This window comes from Dyella lipolytica (assembly GCF_030160075.1).
GTDB lineage: Bacteria > Pseudomonadota > Gammaproteobacteria > Xanthomonadales > Rhodanobacteraceae > Dyella_B > Dyella_B lipolytica.
Genome location: NZ_BSNQ01000001.1, coordinates 115,008 through 138,234, shown reverse-complemented (window position 1 = coordinate 138,234; position 23,227 = coordinate 115,008). Strand labels below are relative to the sequence as shown.

Genomic DNA, 23,227 nt, shown 5'->3' with positions numbered 1-23,227 from the left:
CGGTTCTTTGCGTTTGCTTCCTCTCCCCTGCGGGGAGAGGATTGAGGTGAGGGGCGGGGCTTGCCTTGTTCTTCATTGAAACGCGCTCCGATCCAGCTGCAACGCAAGATTGTCCCCTCACCCAACCCTCTCCCCGAAGGGGAGAGGGCTATGCACTACCGCGGCGGCTGGGCCAGTTCCTGCGGGCTCAGATATCCGTCGTGATTACGGTCGAGCTTATGGAATTCTCGGCGCAGATTGTCCTGCCACTCTTTGAGCGTGATGGGTTTGCCGCGGCCGCCAGGAAGTTCGTCCTGTTCCAGCACACCGTCGTGGTTGCGGTCCAGGCGGTAGAAGCCCTGGCTCATGTAGGCCACGTATTCCGCTTCGCTGATCCGGCCATCGCCGTTGGTATCCATCGCCCGGAACAGGTCCGATCCTGTGCCTTGCGCAAGTACGGCAAGCGGCAGGCAAAGCAGCAAGATGGCGAGCGCTACACGCATCAGCGCACGCCGCGACTGATGCCGATGAAATTCAGAAATTCGGTGCGGGTGCGCGCATCGTCGCGGAAGCTGCCGAGCATCTGGCTGGTGATCATCGACACGCCACGCTTGTGCACGCCGCGCGTCGTCATGCACTCGTGGCTCGCATCGATCACCACGGCCACGCCGACCGGGTTGAGGTTTTCCTGGATGCAGCGGGCAATTTCCGCGGTCATCTTTTCCTGCACCTGAAAGCGTCGCGCATAAGCATCCACCACGCGGGCGAGCTTGCTGATGCCCACCACGCGGTTGGTTGGCAGATAACCCACGTGGGCGCGGCCGATGATCGGTGCCATGTGATGTTCGCAGTGGCTTTCGAATTCGATGTCGCGCAAGACGACCATTTCGTCGTAACCGGCCACTTCCTCGAACGTGCGGCGCAGGTATTCGCCCGGATCGACCTGGTAGCCGCTGAACCAGTCGCGGTAGGCCTTGACCACGCGACGCGGCGTATCGAGCAGGCCTTCGCGCTGGGGGTCCTCGCCGGCCCAGCGCAGCAGAGTGCGCACGGCTTCTTCGGCTTGTTCGCGGGTAACGTCGGAGGGCTCGTGCTCGCTCATGCGGCTTCCTTGGTACTGGTACAGGCTTACAAGTGTAACGCCCGAGTCAAGGTGGTAGGTTGGGGTTCGTTTTGCTTATCCCAACCTGCCGGCCCCGCTAGAGTTATCCCGATGTCTCGATCCATCAACCGCGATACCCAGCTTTGTATGTCCCTGTCCGCACGCCCGGGCAACTTCGGCACGCGCTTCCAGAACTTTTTGTATGAGGCGTTGGGCCTGAATTACGTCTACAAGGCGTTCACTACCCGCGATCTTCCCGCGGCGATAGGCGGCATCCGTGCGCTGGGGATTCGCGGCTGCGCGATCTCGATGCCGTTCAAGGAGGCATGTATACCGCTGGTGGATGCCATCGACGTGTCGGCGGAGGCAATTGCGTCGATCAATACGATCGTCAATGACGATGGTTTTCTGCGGGCTTACAACACGGATTACATCGCGATATGGAAGTTGATCGAGCAGCACGGAATATCGCGTGACACGCGGCTTGCTTTGCGCGGCAGCGGGGGCATGGCGAAGGCAGTGGCTTGCGCGTTTCGTGATGCGGGGTTCAAGCACGGGCATATCGTGGCGCGGAACGAATTGGCGGGACGCCGGTTGGCCGAAACGAGTGGTTTTTCGTGGGCAGCGGATACCCGCGGTTTAGCGGCGGAGTTGCTCGTCAACGTGACGCCGATCGGCATGGAAGGTGGTACCGAGGCCGATCAATTGGCGTTCGATGATGATGATGTGAAGCGATCGAGCATGGTGTTCGATGTAGTGGCGTTGCCGCCTGAGACACCGGTGATTCGGTTGGCTCGGTCGCTTGGCAAGCCCGTGATTACGGGAGCGGAAGTGATTGTGCTGCAGGCGGTGGAGCAGTTTGTGCTCTATACCGGCGTGCGGCCGGCCGAAGAATCGATTGCACGGGCCGCCGCGCACGCACTTAGTTAGCGACACCGCTCCCGTAGGGGTCACTCATCCGTTGCGTCTTCCTCGTTCGCGGAAGATTCCCCCAACAGCGGCGGAGTCTGTTCGCCCGGTAATGATTCGACATCGCGCAACTTGCGTTCGATCGCGCGTGTGCGCTTGCTTGTGGTGTCGAGGTGTTTGCCAGCCTCGTCGAGTTTCTTGCGCACCATCTTGAGCACATCGCCGAATTTACCGAACTCGTTCTTCACCGCGCTGAGCGTTTGCCATACCTCGCTGCTGCGTTGTTGGATCGCCAGCGTGCGAAAGCCCATTTGCAAACTGTTGAGCAGTGCGGAAAGGGTCGTGGGCCCGGCGACGGTGACGCGTTGTTCGCGTTGCAGACTTTCAAACAAACCCGGGCGACGAATGATTTCGGCGTACAGGCCTTCGGTGGGCAGGAACAGGATGGCGAAATCGGTGGTGTTGGGTGGCGAGATGTATTTGGAGCGGATGGTTTTCGCTTCGTCGCGCACGCGCCGCTCCAGTGCGACGGCGGCGCGTTCTACGGCATCCAGATCGGCCAGTTGCTGGGCATCGAGCAGGCGCTCGTAGTCTTCACGCGGAAATTTGGCATCGATGGGCAGCCATACCTGACTATCGCGGTCGCTGCCCGGCAAGCGGATGGCGAATTCCACGCGCTCGTCGGAGCCGGGCACGGTGGCGACGTTGGACGCGTATTGTTCGGCGGTGAGGATTTGCTCTAGCAGCGCGCCAAGCTGCATTTCGCCCAGGATGCCGCGCGTTTTTACATTGCTCAGCACGCGCTTGAGATCGCCGACACCGTTGGCCAGCGATTGCATTTCGCCCAGGCCGCGCTGCACGGCCTCCAGCCGTTCGGAGACCAGCTTGAAGGATTGGCCGAGCCGCGTTTCCAACGTAGATTGCAGTTTCTCGTCGACGGTGGCGCGCATCTGCTCCAGCTTGGTGGCGTTGTCCTGCTGGATCGCTCCGAGTTTGGTTTCCAGGGTGGCGCGCACTTCGTTCAGACGTTTTTCGTTGTCGGCAGTAAGTGCCGCCAGGCGTTGCTGCTGTTGCTCACCGAGCCGCGTGAGGTTGACAGCGAGTTCTTCGCGACCGCGGCGGGCATCGTCGGCCAGCCGCTGCGCGAGGGACTGCATGCCGTTGTCGGTGCGCTCGGTCAGCAGCTCCAGCCGTTGGCCGAATTGCAGCAGGGCCTGGCTCAGTTCGTTGCGGCCGGCGCGCTGTTCCTGGGCGAGGGCTTCGCGCAGGTGGCGGTTGTCGTCCTTCAGGGCGTCCAGCCGTGCGTCGAGCCCGGCGTCGCCGCGTCCGCGCAGCAAGGTGAGTACCTGCAGGATCAGCAGGATGACGAGCAGGATCAGCAGGATGTCGATCAGGGGCATGGGTAGTTCCAGGAGTCTCCGAGGACAGTTTACGCGCTGATGTATCAGTCTCTGAGATTGTCGCTAGTATCGGGCCACCAAGTGAGGGCGGGAGCCGCCATGAACACGCCAACGATGAAGGGCAGGCCGCTGGCCGCTGTCATCGCGATCGTCGCCTGGATCGCCGTTCTGCTGCAGCTTTACTTGTCGTTGAGCTATGCCGCAGGCAGCGGCAAAAGTGTGGGCCAGGGCCTGGTGATGTACTTCGGCTTCTTCACCGTGCTGACCAATCTGCTGGTTTGTATTGCCACGACCTTGCCGCAGGTGGCGCCGGCTTCGGCGCTTGGCCGGTTCTTTGTGCGGCCGGTGGCGGTTGGGTGGGTGGCCGCCAGCATCGCCTTCGTGGGCGTCGCCTACTACGTGTTGCTACGCCACGTATGGGCGCCACAGGGCCTGCAACTGCTGGGCGACGTGCTGCTGCATTACGTGGTGCCGATCCTGTTTGTGATCTACAGCCTGATCGCGTTGCGTGGCATCGCACTGCGCTGGGCGGCGCCGCTGTGGTGGAGCCTTTATCCCGCGTTTTACTTCGTTTATGCGCTGGTACGCGGCGCGATTATCGGCGTGTACCCGTACGGATTCATCGATGCCGCCCAGCTGGGTTACGCCATCGCCGTACGCAATGGCTGTTTCCTGCTGGCGGCCTTCCTGCTGTTGGCGTATCTGTTGCTGCTGGCGTGGAGGATGGGCGCCGGCAGCGTCAATCCACGCGACAAAACACGGCTTTGAGATAACGGCTTTCGGGCACGTCGGCGCGCACGGGATGATCCGCGCCGGCGCCGCGCACTTCCAGTATCTGGATTTCGCGTCCGGCGTTGAGTGCTACGCGCCGCAACATTTCCAGGAAATCCGCTTCGCTCACCAGACCCGTGCACGAACAGGTCAGCAGCAGGCCACCGGGTGGAATGACATCCAGCGCTAGCCGATTCATGGCGAAATATTTTTTCAGCGCGTCGAATACTTTGGTGCGGTCGCGAGTGAGCTTTGCCGGATCGAGAATGACGGCGTCGTAGCGTTCACCGCGTGCTACAGCCTGACGCAGCCAGTCGAAGATATCGGCCTGCTCGAAACGGACAGCGACGTTGTTCGCCGCGGCGTTGGCGCGGGCGATGTCGAGAATGCCGGCATCCATGTCCACGCCGACGGCCTCACGCGCGCCCGCAGCTATCGCGTGCACGGCGAAACCACCGGCGTTGCAGCACAGATCCAGCACACGCCGACCGCGCGACCATTCGGCGAAGCGTCGACGGTTCTCACGCTGGTCGGCGAAAAAGCCGGTTTTGTGGCCGTAACCGGGTGCGGCGTGAAAGCGCAGGCCGTGTTCGTGCACTTCCACCGGCGTGGGCGCGTCCATGGCGCGGCAGTCGAACGATTCCTGCTTCTGTACGTGGCTTTCGGCGAACCAGTAAAGGCGCGCGCCGGGAAATTGACTCAACAAGGCAGCATGAATCGCCTCGCGGAACTTCCACATGCCGGCGGCGAAATATTCGATCACCAGGATGTCGTCGTAGCGATCGACGATCAGGCCCGACAATCCATCGCCTTCGCTGTGCACGACGCGCCACGCGTCGGTGATGGTGTCGAGCTGCAGTAGTTCGCGACGCAGTGCGACAGCACGGTCGATGCGTGCGGCGATCCATGCGGCGTCAATCGCTTCGCTGGCATCGGCGGTGAGCAAGCGCAGCGCGATACGCGCATGACCGTTCCAGAAGCCGCGTCCCACGAAACGGTTCTTGGCATCCGCGACATCGACCACGCTGCCCGGTGGCAGGCGCGATTCGGGCTTGTGCACTTGCGCCGACCAGACCCAGGGATGGCCGGGGGTGCGGTCGGTTTTCAGGCGGATGACGGGCAGTTCGGCGGGCGTATTCATCCGCCTATGATAACCGGGCTGCCGCGCACAGCCCGGTTTCAGCGTGGAAATGGCTGTTTCAGCGCAGTTTGAGGATCAGCCAGGACAGCAGCGCAAGCAGATTTACACCCAGGCGTGCCGCCGCAGGGCCGGCGAAAGCCAGAACGAAGCCTTGGCTGCCAAAGTGCCAGGTCAATTCCGGGTGGGACGGAATATGTAACGTAGCGAACAGATTGATAAAGGCACCGCAGTGCAGGCCATAGCTGAGAACGGGTGTGGCAATCAGCGGCAGCTGCAGCAGTTGCGCGATGCTGGAGAAGTGAATGCCGCGTTCGCTGTTTTCCAATAACAGCACGCCTGCCACCAACACGAAAGCGTACAGCGCAAAGGCAATCAACCCGATCGCCGCCGTGTGCAATGGCCCGAATTCAAGCAGACGTGGCAACTCCATCGCCATGCCGTAGAAGCCGCCGGCGATTTCCAGAATACCGATCAGGCGAAATAAAATCTGACGCATTCAACACCCCATGGAGAAAAAACTATTCGAGTTCGTCGGCCTGCTCGTGCAGGTCCGTAATGTGCTGTTCCCACCAACGCGCTTCGGCGGCGAACGGAAAGGCGGCCGGAAAAGCCGGGTCCTGCCAGCGTGCCGCGATCCATCCCGCATAATGCACTTGTCGCATGGCGCGTAGTGCAGGGATCAGCGCAAGTTCTGCGTGATCGAAGTCACGCATCGAGCCATAACCTTCCAGCAGCGCCTCCATCGCGCGCTCGTCGTGCGCCAGCATCCAGAGATCCTGCACCGCGGGACCCGTGCGTGCGTCGTCGAGATCGACGAAGTGCGGGCCGGCGTCTGTCCACAGCACATTGCCCGGATGGCAATCGCCATGCAGACGCAAGGTACGTACCGGACCGACGGCTGAGAAACGCGCGGTAACGGCACGATCCACACGCTGCACGACGCTGCGATAACGTTCGGCAAGCGAAGCGGGCGGTAAATTCGAGGCGAGTACCGCCTGCATCGGTTTCACGATCAAATTGTCGCGGTCCAGCCTTTCGCGATGCGCGAATGCGGAACGCGCACCGACGCTATGCATGCGTGCGATCAGGCGACCCAGCCATTCGAGCTGATCGGTAGATTCGAGCGACGGCGCGCGGCCACCGTGTCGCGGCGATAGCGCGTAGCGGAATCCATCGTGATGCAGCAGGGTGCGTCCGGTGAAGGCAAGCGGTGCGACCACCGGAAGCTCGGCGTCGGCCAGTTCCTGCGCAAATGCATGTTCTTCGAGGATCGCCGCATCGCTCCATCGTCCGGGCCGATAGAACTTCGCAATCACCGGTGCGCCATCTTCCAGACCTATCTGCCAGACACGGTTCTCGTAGCTGTTCAGCGCAAGCAGGCGTCCGTCCGGCCACAGGCCGCAGGCGGTGATCGCGTCCAGCACCAGGTCCGGCGTGAGCCGCGCGTAAGGTGTTTCGTCAGACATCGAGATGCGATGCAAGCGCTGAGATCACGCGCATCAGCGCGAACCCACGACGGCAGCCGGCACCACGGCCATCGTCAGGCGCGAGATGCATACCAGCTTGCCGGCCTCGTCCTCGATGCGAATCTCCCACACTTGTGTCGAACGACCGATATGCAGCGGACGCGCCGTGCCCGTCACCGTACCGCTGAGCACGCCGCGCACGTGGTTGGCGTTGATATCCAGGCCCACTGCACGTTCCTTGCTCGCATCGAGCGTCAACATGGCCGCGCTGCTGCCCAGCGTTTCGGCCAGTGCCACCGATGCGCCGCCGTGCAGGAGCCCATACGGCTGGTGCGTGCGCCGATCCACCGGCATCGTGCCTTGCAGCCAGTCATCGCCCACGGCGGTGATGCGGATGCCCAGGGCTTCCATCAGGGTGTTGGCGCTCCAGCCGTTGAGGCGGGCGAGGTCAGTGTCCTGTTTCCAGATGCGCATGTATTGATACTCGTGCGGGAAGCCCGCATTGTCCGCCTACCGCCATAGCGGCGACAATGCGCCCTGTGTTTACAGTCACCCTTCAAAGTTCCGGCCGCCGTTTCGACGTCTTGCCTAGCGAAACTGTGCTGGAAGCAGCGCAGCGCGCCGGTATTGCGTTGCCGTATTCCTGTCGTTCGGGCGTCTGTGGTAGCTGCAAAGCCACCTTGATCGAAGGTCGCTGCGAATATCCCTTCAATCCGCCCACCGCGCTGGATGTGCACGATCGTGCGCATCACGCCGTACTGCTGTGCCAAGCCGTCCCGACTAGCGATCTCGTGCTGGAAGCGCGCGAAGTAACGTCGGTCGAAGATGTGGCATGCCGTCAGCTCGATGTGCAAGTAAGCCGCAAGTGGCAGCTCGCTCCGGACGTGATCGGCCTGCATCTGCAGCCGGCGTCCGCTGAGTTGCGGTTGAACTGGTTGCCCGGGCAGTACCTCGATGTGCTGCTGGACGAAGGCCGCCGCCGTCCCTTTTCCATCGCCAACGGGGCGCAGGCGGATGGCGCGATCGAATTACATGTTCGTCACGTGGCCGGCGGTGGTTTCACTTCCTGGGTGAGCGATGTGCTCAAGGAAGGCGACACGCTGCGCATCGAAGGACCGCTAGGCACCTTCGTGCCGCGCGAGGATTCGGAACGGCCGATGATATTCATGGCCGGCGGTACCGGTTTCGCACCGGTGAAGGCGATCATCGAGCATTTCCTTGCGCTGGGAACGCGCCGCTCGATCGATCTGTACTGGGGCGCGCGCACTGCGGCGGATCTCTATCAGCACACACTGGCCGAACGATGGGCGGCCGCTGCATCCAACCTGCGTTTCCACGCGGTGCTCTCCGATCCGGAACAGGCGCAGATCGCCGGCATGCGCGCCGGACTGGTGCACGAGGCAGTGCTGGAAGATCGGCCGGATCTTTCCGGCCACGATGTCTACATGAGCGGACCGCCGGCGATGATCGACGCCGGACGCAAGCTGTTTCTCGACGCGGGCTTGCCGGAAGACCGGCTGTATTACGACTCGTTCGATTACGCGCCCGATGTGCTGGCGCAGATTCTTGCCGGCCGCGCCGGCATCAACGAAGCCTAGGGATGCTCTGAACAAGTTTGCGCAGGCGTCACCGCCCCTGTCTGTTCGCAGACCACAGGGCCATCGGCGAAGGCAGACTGGCTGTCTGTCGAGACGATGGACCGAAGGGATGCGGACAGACAGGGGCGGCCCGAAGGGTGATGTCCAGATGGCTCACAGGCCGCGCCGCGCAGCTTGAACAGACGGCCAGTCTGCCCTGCGCCGCGCAGCACACCCTGTGAGCCATCTGGACATCATGCCGCCTGCGCAAACTTGTTCAGAGCATCCCTTCAGTTCTTGCCCTTGGCGACCGGCAACTGCGCCTGCTGCCATGCCAGCACGCCGCCGCCCAGCGTGTAGACGCGGGTAAAGCCGGCTTTGATCAGTCGCTGCGCCGCGCTGTCTGCAGTGCGGCCATCCTTGTCCATCACCACCACTGCCAATTCTCGGGCCTTGGCCAGATCCTTGTTCTCGGGGTCGAACTGGCTCATGGCGACATGCTTGGCGCCCGGCACGTGCATCTTCTCGAAGTCGGCCGATGCGGACAGGTCGATCAGCAAGGGGCTGTCGCGATTGATCAGCTGGGTCAGGCCGGCCGGCGTCAGTTCCGTGTACTTGCGTAGCAGCACCATCAGCTGGGTGACGAGCAGCGCGATTACCAGCACCACGAACAGCAGGGACAGCGCGAGATGGTTGCCCACGAACTGGGGCAGCTTATGCAGGAAATCGTTCATGGGTTATCCACGGGCGCGGGCGGGCCGCTCGGTTGCAGGTAAACGGTGGATTATAGCTGCAGCCAGGGGCCAGATTAGGCGGGCACCTAATTGGTGCCCTGGCTGATGTCCGGCAACCCGCTTTCCAGCCACCAGTGGTTCTTCTCAGCGTCGTACTTCCACAGCTGGTGGTCGACGATGGTGCGCACCGTCTGGGTATGAATGTTGGTCACGCTGATCTGAACGACCTGGCGCACCTGGTTTTCGCCGTCGGGTATCGGACCATTGCCGTCGTCATAGCCGCTCACCTGCACCTGCTTGAAGCGCGCCAGGTCCAGACTGCTGAGCGGATGGGCCTCGCGTACCTTGGGGTCGACAAACTGCTGGGCGGCCTCGAAACCATCCCAGCGCACCGCGTTGGCGTACTCGATCATGGTGTGTTCGAGCGCGTCATTGCGTTTGTCGGTGGCGCAGCCGGACAGTAGCAGCGCGCTCGACAGCAGGCCGCTCCACAACAGCCCGCTCCACAACAGCATGGGACCGATGACACGGCGCATGGACAAGCCTCCCCTTCGAAGAAACCCTATTCTGCCGCAGCTGAGCGGCGCTTAGCCACGAACTGTGCCGCAAGCGTGGCGGCCGGCTTGCCGTGTTCGCCCGGCACCTGGCAAGCCACTTCGATGCGTGCGCGGCCGCGTGCGGCCAGCGTGGCGAAGAACGTGGCCCAATTCGCCCCCTCGGCCCGCTGCGCCACGGCTGCAAAATCGTTCCAGACCGGGCTGAGGTAGCGAACGGTGGATTCGCCCACAAACACGTCGCAATCCTCGCCCTGCCGACGCAGCGCCAATTCCACCAGGCCCCAGCCCGTCAAGGTCATCAGGCTTACCAGGCTGCCGCCGAAGGCGCAGCCCTTGTCATTCACGTTCGGTGCCAGCGGACTGGCCAGGCGAAGATGCTCTCCATCGTAATCACCCAGCTCCAGTGCCATCGCGCGCGCCAGCGGAATGCCTTCGTGGATAAATGTCACCAATGCCTGGGCGGCGGCCTGCTGATCCAGCTTATTCATTGAACGTCGTCATGTGGGGAAAGTGGGGAAAGTGGGGGCGCTAGTGTAGACGCTACACTCCAACCTCCCCTTAAGACTCGTCGGAATCAGGCGTGAGCGTGCAGTCCGAACAACACGGTGGCCCGCTGGGCGGCTGCACGATCGTGATCACGCGCCCTGTGGGCACGGGTACGGCGTTGGCGCGGCAGGTTCGCGCATTGGGCGGAATTCCGCTGCTTTTACCTGGACTTTCGCTGCGCGCGGCACCCGATCCGGAAACTGCCCGTACGCAGTGGCGTCAAGCGCAGCGCGATGATGTGTTGATTTTCACCAGTCCGGCTGCGGTGCGTTATGCCGTGGCGCTGGCGCCGCTCGTGACGCGCGCAAGCGTGATCGCCGTGGGGCAGGGCACGGCTCGCGCGCTGCACCGTCATGGCATCGATGCTCAGGTTCCTGCTGCGCGCCAGGACAGCGAGGGCGTGCTGGAATTGCCATCGCTGCAACAACTGCATGGGCGACATGTCGCGTTGATCACCGCTCCTGACGGACGCGGCTTGTTGCAGGAACAACTCGCTGCGCGTGGCGCTTCGCTGCGCGAAGTGCACGTGTACCGCCGGACCGCACCCCGTCTGGATCGACGTCATATCGATGCCGTGCTGCATTTGCCGGACACGGCCTGCGTGCTGTTTTCGAGTGCCGAAGCCATGCAGCACCTGCTGGCGTTGCTGCCGCCGTCGGCTCAGCAGCGGCTGTGCGGTATCACGGCCATCGTCAGCAGCGAGCGCATCGCCGAATCGGCTCGTTTAAGCGGGTTTTCACGAGTATATGTGGCAGCCTCGGCGGCCTCGGCCGACCTGCTCGCCAGCGCCTGTGCTGTTAGCATGCGCCCATGAGCCAGGACGATCTCACCCCCGATCCCGCCGCGCCTACAGGCGTGCCCTCCGACACCCCACGCGCCACCCGGCCGCCGACACCGCCGCGTTCCGCGGGCGGCACCCTCGCGCTGGCCCTGCTCTTGGCCTTGCTTGCCCTGGTGGGCACCGGCTATGTGGCGTGGCGGGAATGGAAGCTCACGCATATCAGCGCCGCGGCGCTGAGTACGGCGGCCAGCCTCGAAGGACGCGTCAACACGATGGAGCGCACTTTGAGCGCCACCACCGGTCAGGACGCCTTGCTGATGCAGCGCCTGAACGACGCCGATCAGGTCAACCGTTCGCTGCGCGAAGAACTGCTGTCGCAGGACCAGCGCGTGCGTGACCTCGAAGGAGCCGTCGGCCGACTGTCCGAAAAGACACTGTCCGGCCACGATGCGATGCGCCTGGACGAGACCGAATCCCTGCTGCGCATGGGTGCGCAGCGCTACACCTTATTCCATGACGCGCAAAGCGCCGCGCAGGCGTATGCACTGGCCGGGCAGTCCCTGGCCGGCGTGGACGACAACGCCTTCAACGGCGTGCGCCAGAGCATCGACGCCGAACGAGAAGCGTTGCTGAAAAGCCAGCCGGCGGATCGCGAGCAACTGCTCGATAGCGTCGTACAGCTGCGCGATGATCTCCCCAACCTGCCACTGAAACCGCTGGACGAACCCTCGGCAAATCAAGACCAGGGCGTCTGGGCGCGCATCCGCCGGGCGCTCTATAGCGTGATCCGGATCCAGCGCGACAACGGTGCCCCGGTCGATATCGCCGATGCACGCATCGCTCGGGAAATGGTGGCGTTGGACCTCGCCCAGGCGCAGACGGCGTTGATCGCATGGGATAACGATGCCTGTACCGCTGCCCTGAAACGCGCGGATGCTGGCCTGGTCGCGCAATTCGACCCGCAATCGCCCGCCGTGCAACAGGCGCGCGAGCGCATCGCTACGCTGGGCAGTCAGCTCAAGCCGTCTATCGCCGTGAACCTCGGCGGCGCGCTGAGCGAACTGCGCAACCTGCGCGCCGTACACACGCTCAAGTCGGACGCTGACACGGCAGCTCCATCGTCCGTCGGGAAGAAGCCATGAAGCTGTGGCGATGGATCCTTCTGCTGGTGATCATCGCCGCGCTCGCGGCCTTCGGCTGGCATTGGGTCGCCGAGGATCCCGGTTATGTATTGGTGCGTTTTCGCGGTGTGACCGCGCAAACCAGTTTGTTGACCGCAGTCGTGCTGTTGCTGCTCGCGTGGGCGGCAATCACTGCGCTGTGGCGTTTGGCGCGTTGGCCATTCGGTGCATTCTCGCGGCGCCATCGCCGCGTGAGTCAGCAACGTCTTGCCGATGGTCTGGTGGCGCTGATGGAAGGTCGCCATGGCGATGCCGAGCGCGACCTCAATCGCGCGTCGCGTCTGGGCACCTTGCGTGGACCCGCACTGCTCGCCGCCGCGGAAGCCTCTTCGCGTCGCGGCGAACACAGCCGAGCGCTCGAATCGCTGGATGAAGCCGCACAGATCGCACCGCGTGCAGCTCGTGTATTGCGTGCCCGTGTATTGCGTCGTGACGGTAAAGCGGCCGAAGCGCTGACGTTGCTGACACCCGAAGCCGATAGCGGCAGCCTGAGCCCGGGCGGTTGGCGCGAATACGCGCTCGCTGCATTGGCCAGCGGCGACACGCGTCGCGCGCGCGCGGCGCTCGAACCTTTGCAAAAAAGCGGCGTGCTCGGTGCGCGCGGTTACAACGCCCTGGAAACACAGGTGCTGGTCGCCAGCCTAAATGCAACTGCCGATGGTGCTGTACTCAACACACTGTGGTCGCAATTGCCGAAGACGCAGCGACGTGCGCCAGCGGTGGTCGATGCCTATGCACGCAAGGCTGCAAATTTTGGCCTTGTTCTTCCGGCGATGGACGAAGTGGAATCCGCGCTACGCCGCGAATGGTCGCCGCAGCTGGTCGAAACCTACGGTTCTCTCGGCGGCGACGATCTCGACGCGCGCCTGCGTCGTGCGGAAGGCTGGCTGGACGGACATCCCAACGATCCCAGTCTGCTGCTGGCGCTCGGTCGGATGTGCGTGCGGACGAACGCGTGGCTCAAGGCGCGCCAATACCTGGAGCGCGCGCTGGCCCTGGCGCCCAGCGCCAACGCGTGGGAAGCGCTGGGCGATGCTTACGCCGGCCAGGGCGATGCCGCGCTCGCGCAGCGTTGCTATCGCAACGCCATTGCTATCGCGCGCGGCGACAACACCGAACCGTTGCCTGCCACCAACATCGTCGGCGGTCGACTCGATACGCGTCCGATCGCCATCGAAGAACGCGATGAGCATGGTGTGCCGCGGTTGCGGACCTAGGTCGCCGTTGGCGATGACGTGATGAAGCATCGGCATCAAGCCGATGGCCTTCAAGAACCGTTTTGCAAAAACCGATAGCCGACACCCGGCTCGGTCTTCAGCCAACGCGGTGTCGTCGGGTCGTCGCCCAGCTTCTGTCGCAATTTACCGAGCACGATGCGCAGGTAATGCGTGTCTTGCACATGCGTGCCGCCCCAGATCTCGCGCAGCAATTGTTGCTGGCTGACCACGCGTCCGGCATGGCGCACCAGCATGGCCAGCACGGCGTATTCCTTGCGGGTGAGCGACAGCGGGTTGCCGTCGAGAAATACTTCGCGCAAACCTAAGTCGATGTGCAGACGTCCATCGTCATAGCGCGGCGGGGCTTCGGTGCCGACCACACGATTACGCAAAAGCGCGCGCAACCGCGCCATCATTTCCTGGATGCCGAACGGCTTGGTCATGTAATCGTTGGCGCCGGCGTCGAGCGCTTTCACCTTTTCCTGCTCGGTATCGCGCACGGAAAGCATCAGTACAGGCACCTGGCTCCATTGGCGCAGCTCGGCCAGTACGTCATGTCCTTCGCGATCGGGCAAGCCGATATCGAGAATCACCACATCGGGATCGCGAGTTGCAGCAAGCGCCAGGCCTTCCGCGGCGTTGGCGGCAAGCAGCACGTCGTAACCCTCGGCGCGCAGGCCGATATCGAGGAATTTGCGAATCTGCGTCTCGTCGTCGATGACCAGAGCGCAGGGATTGGCGGCAGTCATGGCGTAGGTGGCGTGGTGGGCAAGGGCAGGCTGATGCGGATGGTGGTCCCAACGCCTTCGCCGGGCAAGGCTTCCACGCTGCCGCCGTGCGCGCCGATCATGCCGCGGCAGATCGCCAGCCCCAGCCCGGTGCCTTGCGGCGCGCGGTCGCCGCGCGAAACGGAATAGAACATATCGAAGATGCGGGCGCGTTCTTCTTCGGGAATGCCCGGGCCGCGGTCGATCACGTCGATAAACAACCGATCGCCCGCCTCGCGTACCATCACGCGCACTGCTTCACCGGGCGGTGAAAAGCGCGCGGCATTCTCCAGAATATTGAACAACGCTTGTTCGATCAGCGCGGGATGCACGAACAGCAGCACGGTCTCGTGGGGCAGCATGGAATCCACGCGCAAATCCGGAAACAGTTTGCGCAATCGTGTGACGGCGGAAGCCACGATCTCGGCAGCATCCGTCCAGTCGCGGTTGAGCTTGAGCGTGCCATGGCCCAACCGGGTCATATCGAGCAGGTTCTGGATGTAGCGGTCGAGGCGCTGGCCTTCGCCGAGAATCGCGCCGAGCAGTTCCTGGCGCTCGTCGACGGGCAGCTGTTCCCAGTAACTGGACAAGGTGCCGGCCGAGCCGATCATCGATGCGAGCGGCGAGCGCAGATCGTGCGAGACGGACGAGAGTAGGGCGTTGCGCAAGCGTTCGGTTTCGCCTTGCACGCGTGCACCTTCCAGCTCCGAAGCGAGGCGCGCGCGTTCCAGTGCCTGACCGATATCCTGCACCATCGCCAACGCCAGGCTGCGCCGTTCGGTGTCCGGCGCGTGGCCATTTTCGAAGCGTAGCGCCGCTACACCGAGGCGATGGTCGTCACCACCCAGCGGCAACATCCAACAGCGCGCGGCATTGAGCGTGTCGGTAAAGCGACCTGCCGGTTCGGAATGCTGCTCGCACCATTCCGCGGCGGCGAGATCCTGTGTCGTCATCGTCAGCTCCCGCGAGCTGTTCGCGGCGACCTGCAAATGATGTTCTACATCGCGCGCCAGAATCGCCGCATCGCATCGCAGGCCGTGAGCCAAAGCGGCGGCACCGACTTCGCGGACACCGTCCGCATCGGCGCTGGCCGACAACCGCTGCCCGAGCGACAGCAGGGCGTGCGAGTAATCGTGCGCGGAACGCAGGGATTCCACCTGGCTGGCGAGTCGTGTCGCCAACCGGCTGCAAATCAGCGCCACCGCCAGGAACAGCGTGACCGCGAGTACGTCGTCCGTATTGGAAATGGCCAGCGTGTAGCGCGGCGGCGCAAAGAAGAAGTTGTAGCCGACAAAACACAGCAACGCGGTATACACCGCCACCGTCATGCGCGTGCGCACCGCTACGGTCATCACACCGGTGAGGAAGATCAGCGCGAGGTTGGCCACCGACAGATAGCGGTCGGCGATAAACGCGAGTCCGATGGCCAGCGCCGTGACCACGGTGGCGAAGATATATTCGTCGCGGCGTCCACGTGCAGGCATCAGGCGCAGGCGACGTCGCGCTTGCGCGCGCTCCGTCGGCGTGGCGATGATGGTCAGTTCGAGATGAGCACCGCGGCGCAGCAGTTGCTGAGTGAGCGAGCGGCCGACCATGCGCGCCAGCAGGCGCTCGCGCGTGCGACCGAGAATGATCTGGCCCACGCCTTCGCGATCGGCATGCAGCAATAATTCTTCGGCAATCGCGTGGCCGCGCAGCACCATGGCATCGCCGCCGAGCCGGCGCGCCAGGCGCATCGCGGTGTCGACTCGCTCGCGTCGCGCGTTGTCCAACGTAGCGCCCGTGTCGACGAACACCACGCTCCACGGCGCGCCGCGTCGTTCCGCGATGCGGCGCGCGACGCGTACCAGATATTCGCTTTGCGCATGGCCATCGATGGCAGCCATCACGCGCCGCCGTACGGGCATGGCGCCGCCGCGCGCCAGCATGTGTTCGCGCAGATCGCTGTCGACGTGTCCGGCGACGGTATCTACCGCCAACTCGCGCAGTGCACCGAGGTTGGTCGGCGAAAAGAACGCGTCGAGCGCGGCCGCCGCCGTTTCCGGCACGTAGACCTTGCCTTGTCGCAAACGCCCGATCAGCTCGCGCGGCGGAAGGTCGACCAGCACGATGTCACGTGCGCGGTCGAGAAAAGCATCCGGCACGGTTTCGCGCACCGTGATGCCGGTGATGCGCCGCACCTGATCGTTGAGACTTTCCAGGTGTTGCACGTTGAGCGCGGTATAGACCTCGATGCCGGCTTCGAGCAGTTCGGCGATGTCCTGCCAGCGACGTTCGTGGCGAGCGCCGGGAACATTGCGATGCGCGAGTTCATCGACCAGCAGAATGTCGGGACGACGCGCCAACGCGCCATCCACATCGAATTCCGTGAATTCGCGACCCTGATAATTCAGTGTGAGCCGCGGCAAGACCTCGAGCCCTTCGAGCAGGGCGGCGGTTTCGGCACGGCCGTGTGTCTCCACCAGCCCCACCACGACATCCACGCCCTGTCGCTTCAGTTCGCGCGCGGCGGAAAGCATGGCGTAGGTCTTGCCTACGCCAGGTGCGGCACCCAGGAAAATCTTGAGGCGTCGGCTGCTGTCTTCCTGCACGACATCGAGCAGGGCATCGGCGCGTGCGTCACGGGACGTTTCGGTCATTAGGGAACCATGCGGAAACCGATTCTGCGCATCTTAGTCTTCCTCTCCCGGAAAGGGAGAGGAAGTTCTCGCATGATCAACGCTGCTGCAGCCCGTCCAGCGCGAGATTCAACTGCAACACATTCACGCGCGGTTCGCCGAGCAAACCCAGCTGGCGTCCCTGCGTAGCCTGCGTCACCAGCTTTTGGACCTGATCGACGCTTACGTTGCGCACGCGCGCCACACGCGCTATCTGGTACTGCGCCGCCGCCGGGGTGATTTCCGGATCCAAACCGCTGCCCGAGGCAGTGACCAGGTCCGCCGGCACAGGTGCCGTGTTACCCGGATCGGCTGCATGCAGCGCATCGATGCGCTGCTGCACGGCATCGTGCAGGGCCGGGTTGCTCGGGCCCTGGTTGGAGCCGTTCGAACCCGTGCCGTTATACGGCTGCGGCGTGGTGGCCGACGGCCGACCCCAGAAATACTTGGGATCGGTGAAGGACTGGCCGATCAGCTCGGAGCCGATCGGCTTGCCGTCGCGTTCCACCAGACTGCCGTTGGCCTGGTGCGGAAACAGCACCTGCGCCACGCCGGTGGCTACCAGCGGATAAACCAGGCCGGTGATCACGGTCATCACCAGCAACATCATTAGTGCATTACGTATCAACCGGCCCATAGTGATTACCTCAGTAATGGATGATCGCGTCGAGCAACGCGGCAACCTGATAGTTCTTCTTGCCCGAGTCGTACGCAGACAAGTCATACGAACGCTCGTAGCGCAGTTCCGGGCGAATCTCCAGATCCTGCGAAACCCAATGCGTCAGGCCGAGCGTATGGCTGCTGTAGCGCGTCGCATAACCGGTGCGTTGTCCCCTTTCGTCGTTGTAGAACTCGTTGCGGAAGGAAATCATGTTGCTCGGATCGAGTTCGACGTTGAAATAGTTGACGATGCCGAACTCTCCCGCCGTGCCGGGCAGCGATGAAGCAGCTTCACGGGTCCAACCCGGACCGAAGCCGGGAATGTTGCGGCCGTACATCCGATAGGCCTCGGTAAGCATATGCACGCGCTTGCTGAAGCGGTGACCCCAGGTCGCCACATACATCTGCACGTTGTTGTAGTTGTAGTCGGACTTGTTCCAGTTATTCACGCAGGGGTAAAACATGTCGTTGTTATCGGCCGACACCCAGCGCACGCAGGTCTGCAGCGAGGGCTTCGCGGATGCATTCCAAGGAGCAGTGTCATTGCTGGCGTTGATGCCAAGCTGGAAAGTCCACTGACTGCTGAGCTTGGTGGTAGTCATCACGCCCGTCTGGGTATACGGGTCGACCGTGTACAGAATCGAGTGGGTAAGCAGGTAGTTTTCGGGTGCAAACTGCGCTTCGATGTCCGGCAGCGACAGCCAACGACCCACGCGCACGACCATGCCCTGGGCGACCCAGGGGATATACAGGTCGTAGTAGAACAGCATCGGGTCGTCGCCATAAATTTTGCCGTTGAGTGGCTGGCCCGGCGCAGGATTGTTCAGCAACTGGTTGCTGAAAATACCTTTGGTGATGGTGTAGTGGTAGTCGTAACCCCACAGGTTGGAGATGTTGAAGCCCCAGTCGAGATGATCGGTCTGGACGGTATCTTCGACGCGCGTGATGTTGGTGACCAATTGGTCGAACTCAACACGGTTCGGTCGCGTCGCATAAGAAAGCGGGAAGTTGGTGAAGTTGGAGGAGCTGTAGTTGGCCGACGGATTGATCCAGCCGAAAATCTCGATCCGGTTGCGCTGCATCCATTGGCCGACCTTCGTGCAGCCCAGTGCTTTCTCCAACGGATACGTCGAGTTGGTATCCGGCACGCCGATCGGCGCAGCGACGCCGCCCATCTGCCACTCCGAATTCGGGAACGGCGGGGAATCGAACGGCGCATCCATCGCGCGGCGCGCAGGGGAGGGCGCATTCGGATCGGCCGGCTGCGCATCCTCACGATAGGCGGCTACCAGGCGCGAGAAGAACCCATTGCTGCAATCGCTGCTTGCGGTCACGACGGGCGCGGCCGGCAGACTGCCGCTCGCCGGCATGTTGCTGACGTCGGTCGATTGCGCCAACACCTGCGACACCGGCGCGACAGCCAGCAGGATCGACGTGACTAGAGCCTTCTTGAAATACATACATTCCTCTCAAACGGGGTCATGACTGGGCCGGTATCGCCCAGTAGCGACACCGAATTTCTTGGGGTCAGATGCCGGCGTAACCGCCGAGCACGTATTCGTCTTCTGGCGTCATCGGCTTATCGGGCGCCGGGCTGACGTTCCCCCTGGACTGGCCGCGTACCGGTAGTTCTATCACCACGTCGCAGTCGGAATCATTAGACGAGACACGTAATTCCATTTGCGGGTGATCAACATCGGGCAGCGATACGGACAGTTTCAGGGTATGCATAACGGTTTCCTCAGGCGAGTCCCAACAGGACGAGCAGCATGTCGATGAGCTTGATACCGATGAACGGCACGATCACGCCGCCCAGGCCATAAATCAGTAGATTGCGGCGCAGCAGATGGCCGGCGCCCAGCGGGCGATATTTCACGCCCTTCAGCGCCAGCGGAATCAGGAAAATGATGATCAGCGCGTTGAAGATCACCGCCGACAGAATCGCGCTCTGCGGCGTCGACAAGCGCATCACGTTCAGCGTGTTCAGCGCCGGATACGTGGTAGCGAATGCCGCGGGAATGATCGCGAAGTATTTGGCGACGTCGTTGGCGATCGAGAACGTGGTCAGCGAACCGCGCGTAATCAGCATCTGCTTGCCGATCTCCACCACTTCGATCAGCTTGGTGGGGTTGGAATCGAGATCCACCATATTGCCGGCTTCTTTCGCCGCCTGCGTGCCGGTGTTCATCGCTACCGCCACGTCGGCCTGCGCCAGTGCCGGCGCGTCGTTGGTGCCGTCGCCGCACATCGCCACCAGGCGGCTCTCGGCCTGCATGGAGCGGATCAGCTTGAGCTTGGCTTCCGGTGTGGCTTCGGCGAGAAAATCATCCACGCCTGCTTCGGCAGCGATCGCCGCCGCGGTGAGCGGATTGTCGCCCGTCACCATCACGGTCTTGATGCCCATGCGGCGCATCTCCGCGAAGCGTTCCTTGATGCCGCCCTTCACGATGTCCTTCAGTTCGATCACACCCAGGGCGCGATCGCCTTCGGTCACGATCAGCGGCGTGGCGCCGCGGCGTGCGATGTCTTCGGCCATGCGCTTCACGGCGGGCGGCAGGTGACTGCCGAGGCTGTCGAGATAGCGCTCCACCGAATCCAGCGCACCCTTGCGGATGCGGCGCTCGCCCATGTCCACACCGCTCATGCGCGTCTGCGCGGTGAACGGTACGAACTCGGCGTGCAGCGATTCCAACTCGCGTTCGCGCAGGCCGAAACGTTCTTTTGCGAGCACCACGACGCTGCGACCTTCCGGCGTTTCGTCGGCTAGCGAAGCAAGTTGTGCGGTATCAGCGAGGCTGCGCTCTTCAATACCCGGTGCGGGATGGAAGGCTACGGCTTGGCGGTTGCCTAGCGTGATGGTGCCGGTCTTGTCGAGCAGCAACACATCGACATCGCCGGCGGCTTCCACTGCGCGGCCCGACGTGGCGATCACGTTGGCGCGGATCATGCGATCCATGCCGGCGATACCGATAGCGGAAAGCAAGGCGCCGATGGTGGTGGGAATCAGGCAGACGAGCAGCGCGATCAGCACGGTCAGCGTGATCGGGTTGCCTTTGCCGGCCACCTGCACGCTGTAGATGGAGTAAGGCAACAGCGTGGCGCAGGCCAACAGGAAGATCAGCGTGAACTTGGCCAGCAGAATGGTCAGCGCGATCTCGTTCGGTGTCTTGCGGCGCGAGGCGCCTTCCACCATCGCGATCATGCGATCCAGAAAACTTTCGCCAGGGTTGCGCGTGATCTGCACCACCAGCCAATCCGACAGCACGCGCGTGCCGCCGGTGACGGCGCTGCGATCGCCGCCCGACTCGCGGATCACCGGTGCGGACTCGCCCGTGATGGCGCTTTCGTCCACGCTGGCAGCGCCAACAACGACCTCGCCGTCGCCGGGAATCTGTTCATTCGCTTCCACCAACACATAGTGACCGCTGCGCAGCTCACTCGATGGCGTAAAGACAATGGCGGCATCGCGCTTGGGTTCGGCCAATTTCTTGGCGATCACATCTTTGCGCGAACTGCGCAGCGCGGCGGCTTGCGCCTTGCCGCGACCTTCGGCCAATGCTTCGGCGAAGTTGGCGAACAGCAGTGTGAACCATAGCCACACGCTCACCCAGAAGATGAAGCCGGTGGGTGCTTCACCGTGGCCTGCGATGGCCTGTACCCACAGCAGCGTGGTCAACACGCTGCACACGAATACGACGAACATCACCGGGTTGCGGAACTGCAAGCGCGGGGAGAGCTTGCGGAATGCATCTCCCACCGCCTTCCAGATCAAGGTGCGGTCAAAGCTGCTTACGGCGTGCGTATGCGAAGTCATGGATGCGTATCCCGAATGAATCAGTGCGCCGACATCAGGTATTCGGCGATAGGGCCGAGCGCCAGGGCGGGCAGAAAGGTCAGTGCGCCGACGATGATCACCACGCTGGTGAGCAGGGTCACGAACAGCGGTGTGTGCGTCGGCAAGGTGCCGGCCGAGGCAGGTACATGTTTCTTCGCAGCCACCGAGCCGGCCAGCGCGAGCATCGCGATCGCCAGCGTGTAGCGCGCCCAGAACATGCACACGCTCAACATGACATTCCAGAACGGAATGTTCGCCGACAAGCCACCGAACGCGCTGCCGTTGTTATTGGTGGCCGAGGTCACCGTGTAGAGGATCTCGCTGAAGCTATGTGCACCGGGATTGCCAACCGTTGCCGTGGCAACGGGTGTCATCACTGCGATGGCTGTGCAAATCACCACCAGTGCGCAAGGAATCAGTACGGCCAGGCTGGCCATCTTCATCTCGTAGGCTTCGATCTTTTTGCCCAGGTATTCCGGCGTGCGGCCCACCATCAGACCGGCGATGAACACCGCCACCACCGCAAAGGCAAGCATGCCGTACAAGCCCGAACCTACGCCGCCGAAGACCACTTCGCCCAACTGCATCAGCCACATCGGCACCAGGCCGCCGAGCGGAGTCAGCGAGTCGTGCATGTTGTTCACCGCGCCGCACGATGCAGCGGTAGTGATCGCCGTGAACAGGCTGCTCGCCGCGACGCCGAAACGTGTTTCCTTACCTTCCATGTTGCCGCCCGACTGCAGCGCCGAGGCGTGCTGGTCGATCGACAAGGAGTGCAAGATCGGATTGCCGGCCTGTTCGGCCGCGGTCACACCGATGGTCAGCGGGATGAAGATCACCAGCATCGTGGCGAGAATCGCCCAGCCCTGGCGACGATCGCCCACCATCTCACCAAAGGTGATGCACAAACCGCCCGGGATCAGGAAGATCGCCAGCATCTCCAGGAAATTGGAGAACGGTGTCGGGTTCTCATACGGATGGGCCGAGTTGGCACCGAAGAAACCGCCACCGTTGGTGCCCAGCATCTTGATCGCAATCTGCGAAGCGGCCGGACCCATCGGCAAGGTCTGCGTGGTCAGCGGCGTGGGCTTGGTTTCAGGGTTGCCTTGGGCATCCTTCACGGGGTTGCCGGCCGCATCGGTCACCGGGTTGGCGTACGTGCTGGTTTGCACCACCGGTACGTCCACGTACGGTTTCAGGTTCTGAATGACGCCTTGCGATACCAGCAGCATCGCCAGCACGAACGAGATCGGCATCAGGATGTACAGCGTGGTGCGTGTCAGATCGACCCAGAAATTGCCAATGCCCTTGGTCGTTTTACGCGCAAAGCCGCGCACCACGGCGATCAGCACCGCAATGCCGGTGGCTGCCGACATAAAGTTCTGCACTGCCAACGCGGCCATCTGGGTCAGATAGCTCATCGCCGACTCGCCGGAATAAGCCTGCCAGTTGGTATTGGTGATGAAGCTGATGGCGGTGTTGATCGACAGATCCGGCGACAGCGCAGGAAAATGCTGCGGATTCAAGGGCAGCCATTGCTGCGTGCGCTGGAAGAGGTAGACGGCCAGCATGCCGCACACATTGAACGCGAGCATGGCGACCGCATAACGCTTCCAGCTCATGTCCTCGTCGGACTTGATGCCGCAAACGCGGTAGATCACCCGCTCCACACCGCCGCCGAAGCGAGTGATGCGGTTAGGTTCGTCGGCAAATACATGCGCCATGTAACGGCCCATCGGCTTGATGAGCAGCAGCAGGACAACCAGATACATGCCTATCTGGATGAAATCGTTGGCAGTCATTCGAACCACTCCGGTTTCAACAGCGCCACGCACAAATAGACCGTCAAAGCCACCGCGATCACGGCGGCCAGTCCGTAGAAGAAGTTCATGGGATTCGCTCCGTTAAGAAGGTCGCGGCCTAGCCGCGCGCGGTCAGCTGCGTGGC

24 protein-coding genes are annotated in these 23,227 nt (G+C 62.7%); 6 read left to right on the top strand and 18 right to left on the bottom strand.

Going from position 1 to position 23,227, the window contains the following annotated elements; translation table 11 throughout:
- Positions 1 to 155: 155 nt before the first annotated feature.
- Positions 156 to 482, bottom strand: a complete 327-nt coding sequence (locus QQL64_RS00605) for an EF-hand domain-containing protein (RefSeq protein WP_284395037.1) — start codon at positions 480 to 482, stop codon at positions 156 to 158.
- Entirely contained in the window at positions 482 to 1,081 is a 600-nt protein-coding gene (gene folE, locus QQL64_RS00600; RefSeq protein WP_284395034.1) for a GTP cyclohydrolase I FolE, read from the bottom strand. The genes QQL64_RS00605 and folE overlap by 1 nt, the downstream gene beginning before the upstream one ends.
- Before the next feature lie 111 nt (positions 1,082 to 1,192).
- Between folE and QQL64_RS00595 the strand changes: the two genes are divergently transcribed.
- A complete protein-coding gene (locus QQL64_RS00595) occupies positions 1,193 to 2,011 on the top strand; it encodes a shikimate 5-dehydrogenase (protein WP_284395032.1) in 819 nt (272 codons plus the stop codon).
- 20 nt (positions 2,012 to 2,031) lie between these two features.
- On the opposite strand, the gene QQL64_RS00590 is transcribed toward QQL64_RS00595, so the two are convergent.
- Positions 2,032 to 3,390, bottom strand: coding sequence for a DNA recombination protein RmuC (locus QQL64_RS00590; RefSeq protein WP_284395030.1), 1,359 nt, complete (start codon positions 3,388 to 3,390; stop codon positions 2,032 to 2,034).
- Between the two features lie 99 nt (positions 3,391 to 3,489).
- On the opposite strand from QQL64_RS00590, the gene QQL64_RS00585 reads away from it, so the two are divergent.
- Positions 3,490 to 4,158 (top strand): Pr6Pr family membrane protein, encoded by a 669-nt coding sequence (locus tag QQL64_RS00585; RefSeq protein WP_284395029.1) that lies wholly within the window; start codon positions 3,490 to 3,492, stop codon positions 4,156 to 4,158.
- Here the strand turns inward: QQL64_RS00585 and QQL64_RS00580 are convergent.
- From QQL64_RS00580 to QQL64_RS00565, 4 genes are read right to left on the bottom strand one after another with little or no spacing between them, the layout of a single operon-like run.
- Positions 4,130 to 5,302 (bottom strand): class I SAM-dependent rRNA methyltransferase, encoded by a 1,173-nt coding sequence (locus tag QQL64_RS00580; protein ID WP_284395024.1) that lies wholly within the window; start codon positions 5,300 to 5,302, stop codon positions 4,130 to 4,132. The genes QQL64_RS00585 and QQL64_RS00580 overlap by 29 nt on opposite strands.
- A 58-nt stretch (positions 5,303 to 5,360) precedes the next feature.
- Positions 5,361 to 5,798, bottom strand: a complete 438-nt coding sequence (locus QQL64_RS00575) for a hypothetical protein (RefSeq protein ID WP_284395023.1) — start codon at positions 5,796 to 5,798, stop codon at positions 5,361 to 5,363.
- 22 nt (positions 5,799 to 5,820) lie between these two features.
- The gene (locus QQL64_RS00570; RefSeq protein WP_284395021.1) at positions 5,821 to 6,768 is read right to left on the bottom strand and encodes a serine/threonine protein kinase; all 948 of its coding nucleotides are present in this window, start codon (positions 6,766 to 6,768) and stop codon (positions 5,821 to 5,823) included.
- A gap of 33 nt (positions 6,769 to 6,801) precedes the next feature.
- Positions 6,802 to 7,242 carry a hotdog fold thioesterase gene (locus tag QQL64_RS00565; RefSeq protein ID WP_284395019.1) on the bottom strand — a complete coding sequence of 147 codons (441 nt, stop codon included), beginning with the start codon at positions 7,240 to 7,242 and terminating at the stop codon, positions 6,802 to 6,804.
- A 56-nt stretch (positions 7,243 to 7,298) separates the two neighbouring features.
- On the opposite strand from QQL64_RS00565, the gene QQL64_RS00560 reads away from it, so the two are divergent.
- A complete protein-coding gene (locus QQL64_RS00560) occupies positions 7,299 to 8,366 on the top strand; it encodes a 2Fe-2S iron-sulfur cluster-binding protein (protein WP_284395017.1) in 1,068 nt (355 codons plus the stop codon).
- Between the two features lie 269 nt (positions 8,367 to 8,635).
- On the opposite strand, the gene QQL64_RS00555 is transcribed toward QQL64_RS00560, so the two are convergent.
- The 3 genes from QQL64_RS00555 to QQL64_RS00545 form a co-directional block, all read right to left on the bottom strand.
- A complete protein-coding gene (locus tag QQL64_RS00555; protein WP_284395016.1) occupies positions 8,636 to 9,079 on the bottom strand; it encodes a rhodanese-like domain-containing protein in 444 nt (147 codons plus the stop codon).
- Between the two features lie 86 nt (positions 9,080 to 9,165).
- Positions 9,166 to 9,615 carry a hypothetical protein gene (locus tag QQL64_RS00550; RefSeq protein ID WP_284395014.1) on the bottom strand — a complete coding sequence of 150 codons (450 nt, stop codon included), beginning with the start codon at positions 9,613 to 9,615 and terminating at the stop codon, positions 9,166 to 9,168.
- A 26-nt stretch (positions 9,616 to 9,641) separates the two neighbouring features.
- The gene (locus QQL64_RS00545; RefSeq protein WP_284395013.1) at positions 9,642 to 10,124 is read right to left on the bottom strand and encodes a YiiD C-terminal domain-containing protein; all 483 of its coding nucleotides are present in this window, start codon (positions 10,122 to 10,124) and stop codon (positions 9,642 to 9,644) included.
- Positions 10,125 to 10,216: 92 nt separating this feature from the next.
- Here QQL64_RS00545 and QQL64_RS00540 point away from each other — a divergent pair, with 92 nt between their 5' ends.
- From QQL64_RS00540 to QQL64_RS00530, 3 genes are read left to right on the top strand one after another with little or no spacing between them, the layout of a single operon-like run.
- The gene (locus QQL64_RS00540) at positions 10,217 to 10,996 is read left to right on the top strand and encodes a uroporphyrinogen-III synthase (RefSeq protein ID WP_284395012.1); all 780 of its coding nucleotides are present in this window, start codon (positions 10,217 to 10,219) and stop codon (positions 10,994 to 10,996) included.
- A complete protein-coding gene (locus QQL64_RS00535) occupies positions 10,993 to 12,105 on the top strand; it encodes a uroporphyrinogen-III C-methyltransferase (RefSeq protein WP_284395011.1) in 1,113 nt (370 codons plus the stop codon). The genes QQL64_RS00540 and QQL64_RS00535 overlap by 4 nt, the downstream gene beginning before the upstream one ends.
- Positions 12,102 to 13,361 (top strand): heme biosynthesis HemY N-terminal domain-containing protein, encoded by a 1,260-nt coding sequence (locus QQL64_RS00530; protein ID WP_284395009.1) that lies wholly within the window; start codon positions 12,102 to 12,104, stop codon positions 13,359 to 13,361. The genes QQL64_RS00535 and QQL64_RS00530 overlap by 4 nt, the downstream gene beginning before the upstream one ends.
- Positions 13,362 to 13,411: 50 nt before the next feature.
- Here the strand turns inward: QQL64_RS00530 and QQL64_RS00525 are convergent, their stop codons facing one another.
- From QQL64_RS00525 to kdpF, 8 genes are all read right to left on the bottom strand, one after another.
- Positions 13,412 to 14,110: a response regulator gene (locus tag QQL64_RS00525; RefSeq protein WP_284395007.1), complete on the bottom strand. Its 699-nt coding sequence runs from the start codon at positions 14,108 to 14,110 to the stop codon at positions 13,412 to 13,414.
- The gene (locus tag QQL64_RS00520) at positions 14,107 to 16,767 is read right to left on the bottom strand and encodes a sensor histidine kinase (protein ID WP_284395005.1); all 2,661 of its coding nucleotides are present in this window, start codon (positions 16,765 to 16,767) and stop codon (positions 14,107 to 14,109) included. Before QQL64_RS00520 ends, QQL64_RS00525 begins: the two co-directional genes overlap by 4 nt.
- Positions 16,768 to 16,843: 76 nt before the next feature.
- Entirely contained in the window at positions 16,844 to 17,422 is a 579-nt protein-coding gene (gene kdpC / locus QQL64_RS00515) for a potassium-transporting ATPase subunit KdpC (protein ID WP_284395003.1), read from the bottom strand.
- 10 nt (positions 17,423 to 17,432) lie between these two features.
- Positions 17,433 to 18,905, bottom strand: a complete 1,473-nt coding sequence (locus tag QQL64_RS00510) for an outer membrane beta-barrel protein (RefSeq protein WP_284395001.1) — start codon at positions 18,903 to 18,905, stop codon at positions 17,433 to 17,435.
- Positions 18,906 to 18,972: 67 nt separating this feature from the next.
- Positions 18,973 to 19,176 carry a hypothetical protein gene (locus QQL64_RS00505; protein WP_284394999.1) on the bottom strand — a complete coding sequence of 68 codons (204 nt, stop codon included), beginning with the start codon at positions 19,174 to 19,176 and terminating at the stop codon, positions 18,973 to 18,975.
- A gap of 10 nt (positions 19,177 to 19,186) precedes the next feature.
- The gene (gene kdpB, locus QQL64_RS00500) at positions 19,187 to 21,259 is read right to left on the bottom strand and encodes a potassium-transporting ATPase subunit KdpB (RefSeq protein ID WP_284394997.1); all 2,073 of its coding nucleotides are present in this window, start codon (positions 21,257 to 21,259) and stop codon (positions 19,187 to 19,189) included.
- A 20-nt stretch (positions 21,260 to 21,279) separates the two neighbouring features.
- A complete protein-coding gene (kdpA, locus tag QQL64_RS00495) occupies positions 21,280 to 23,082 on the bottom strand; it encodes a potassium-transporting ATPase subunit KdpA (RefSeq protein WP_284394995.1) in 1,803 nt (600 codons plus the stop codon).
- A complete protein-coding gene (kdpF, locus tag QQL64_RS00490; protein ID WP_115496368.1) occupies positions 23,079 to 23,171 on the bottom strand; it encodes a K(+)-transporting ATPase subunit F in 93 nt (30 codons plus the stop codon). Before kdpF ends, kdpA begins: the two co-directional genes overlap by 4 nt.
- Between the last annotated feature and the right edge of the window lie 56 nt (positions 23,172 to 23,227).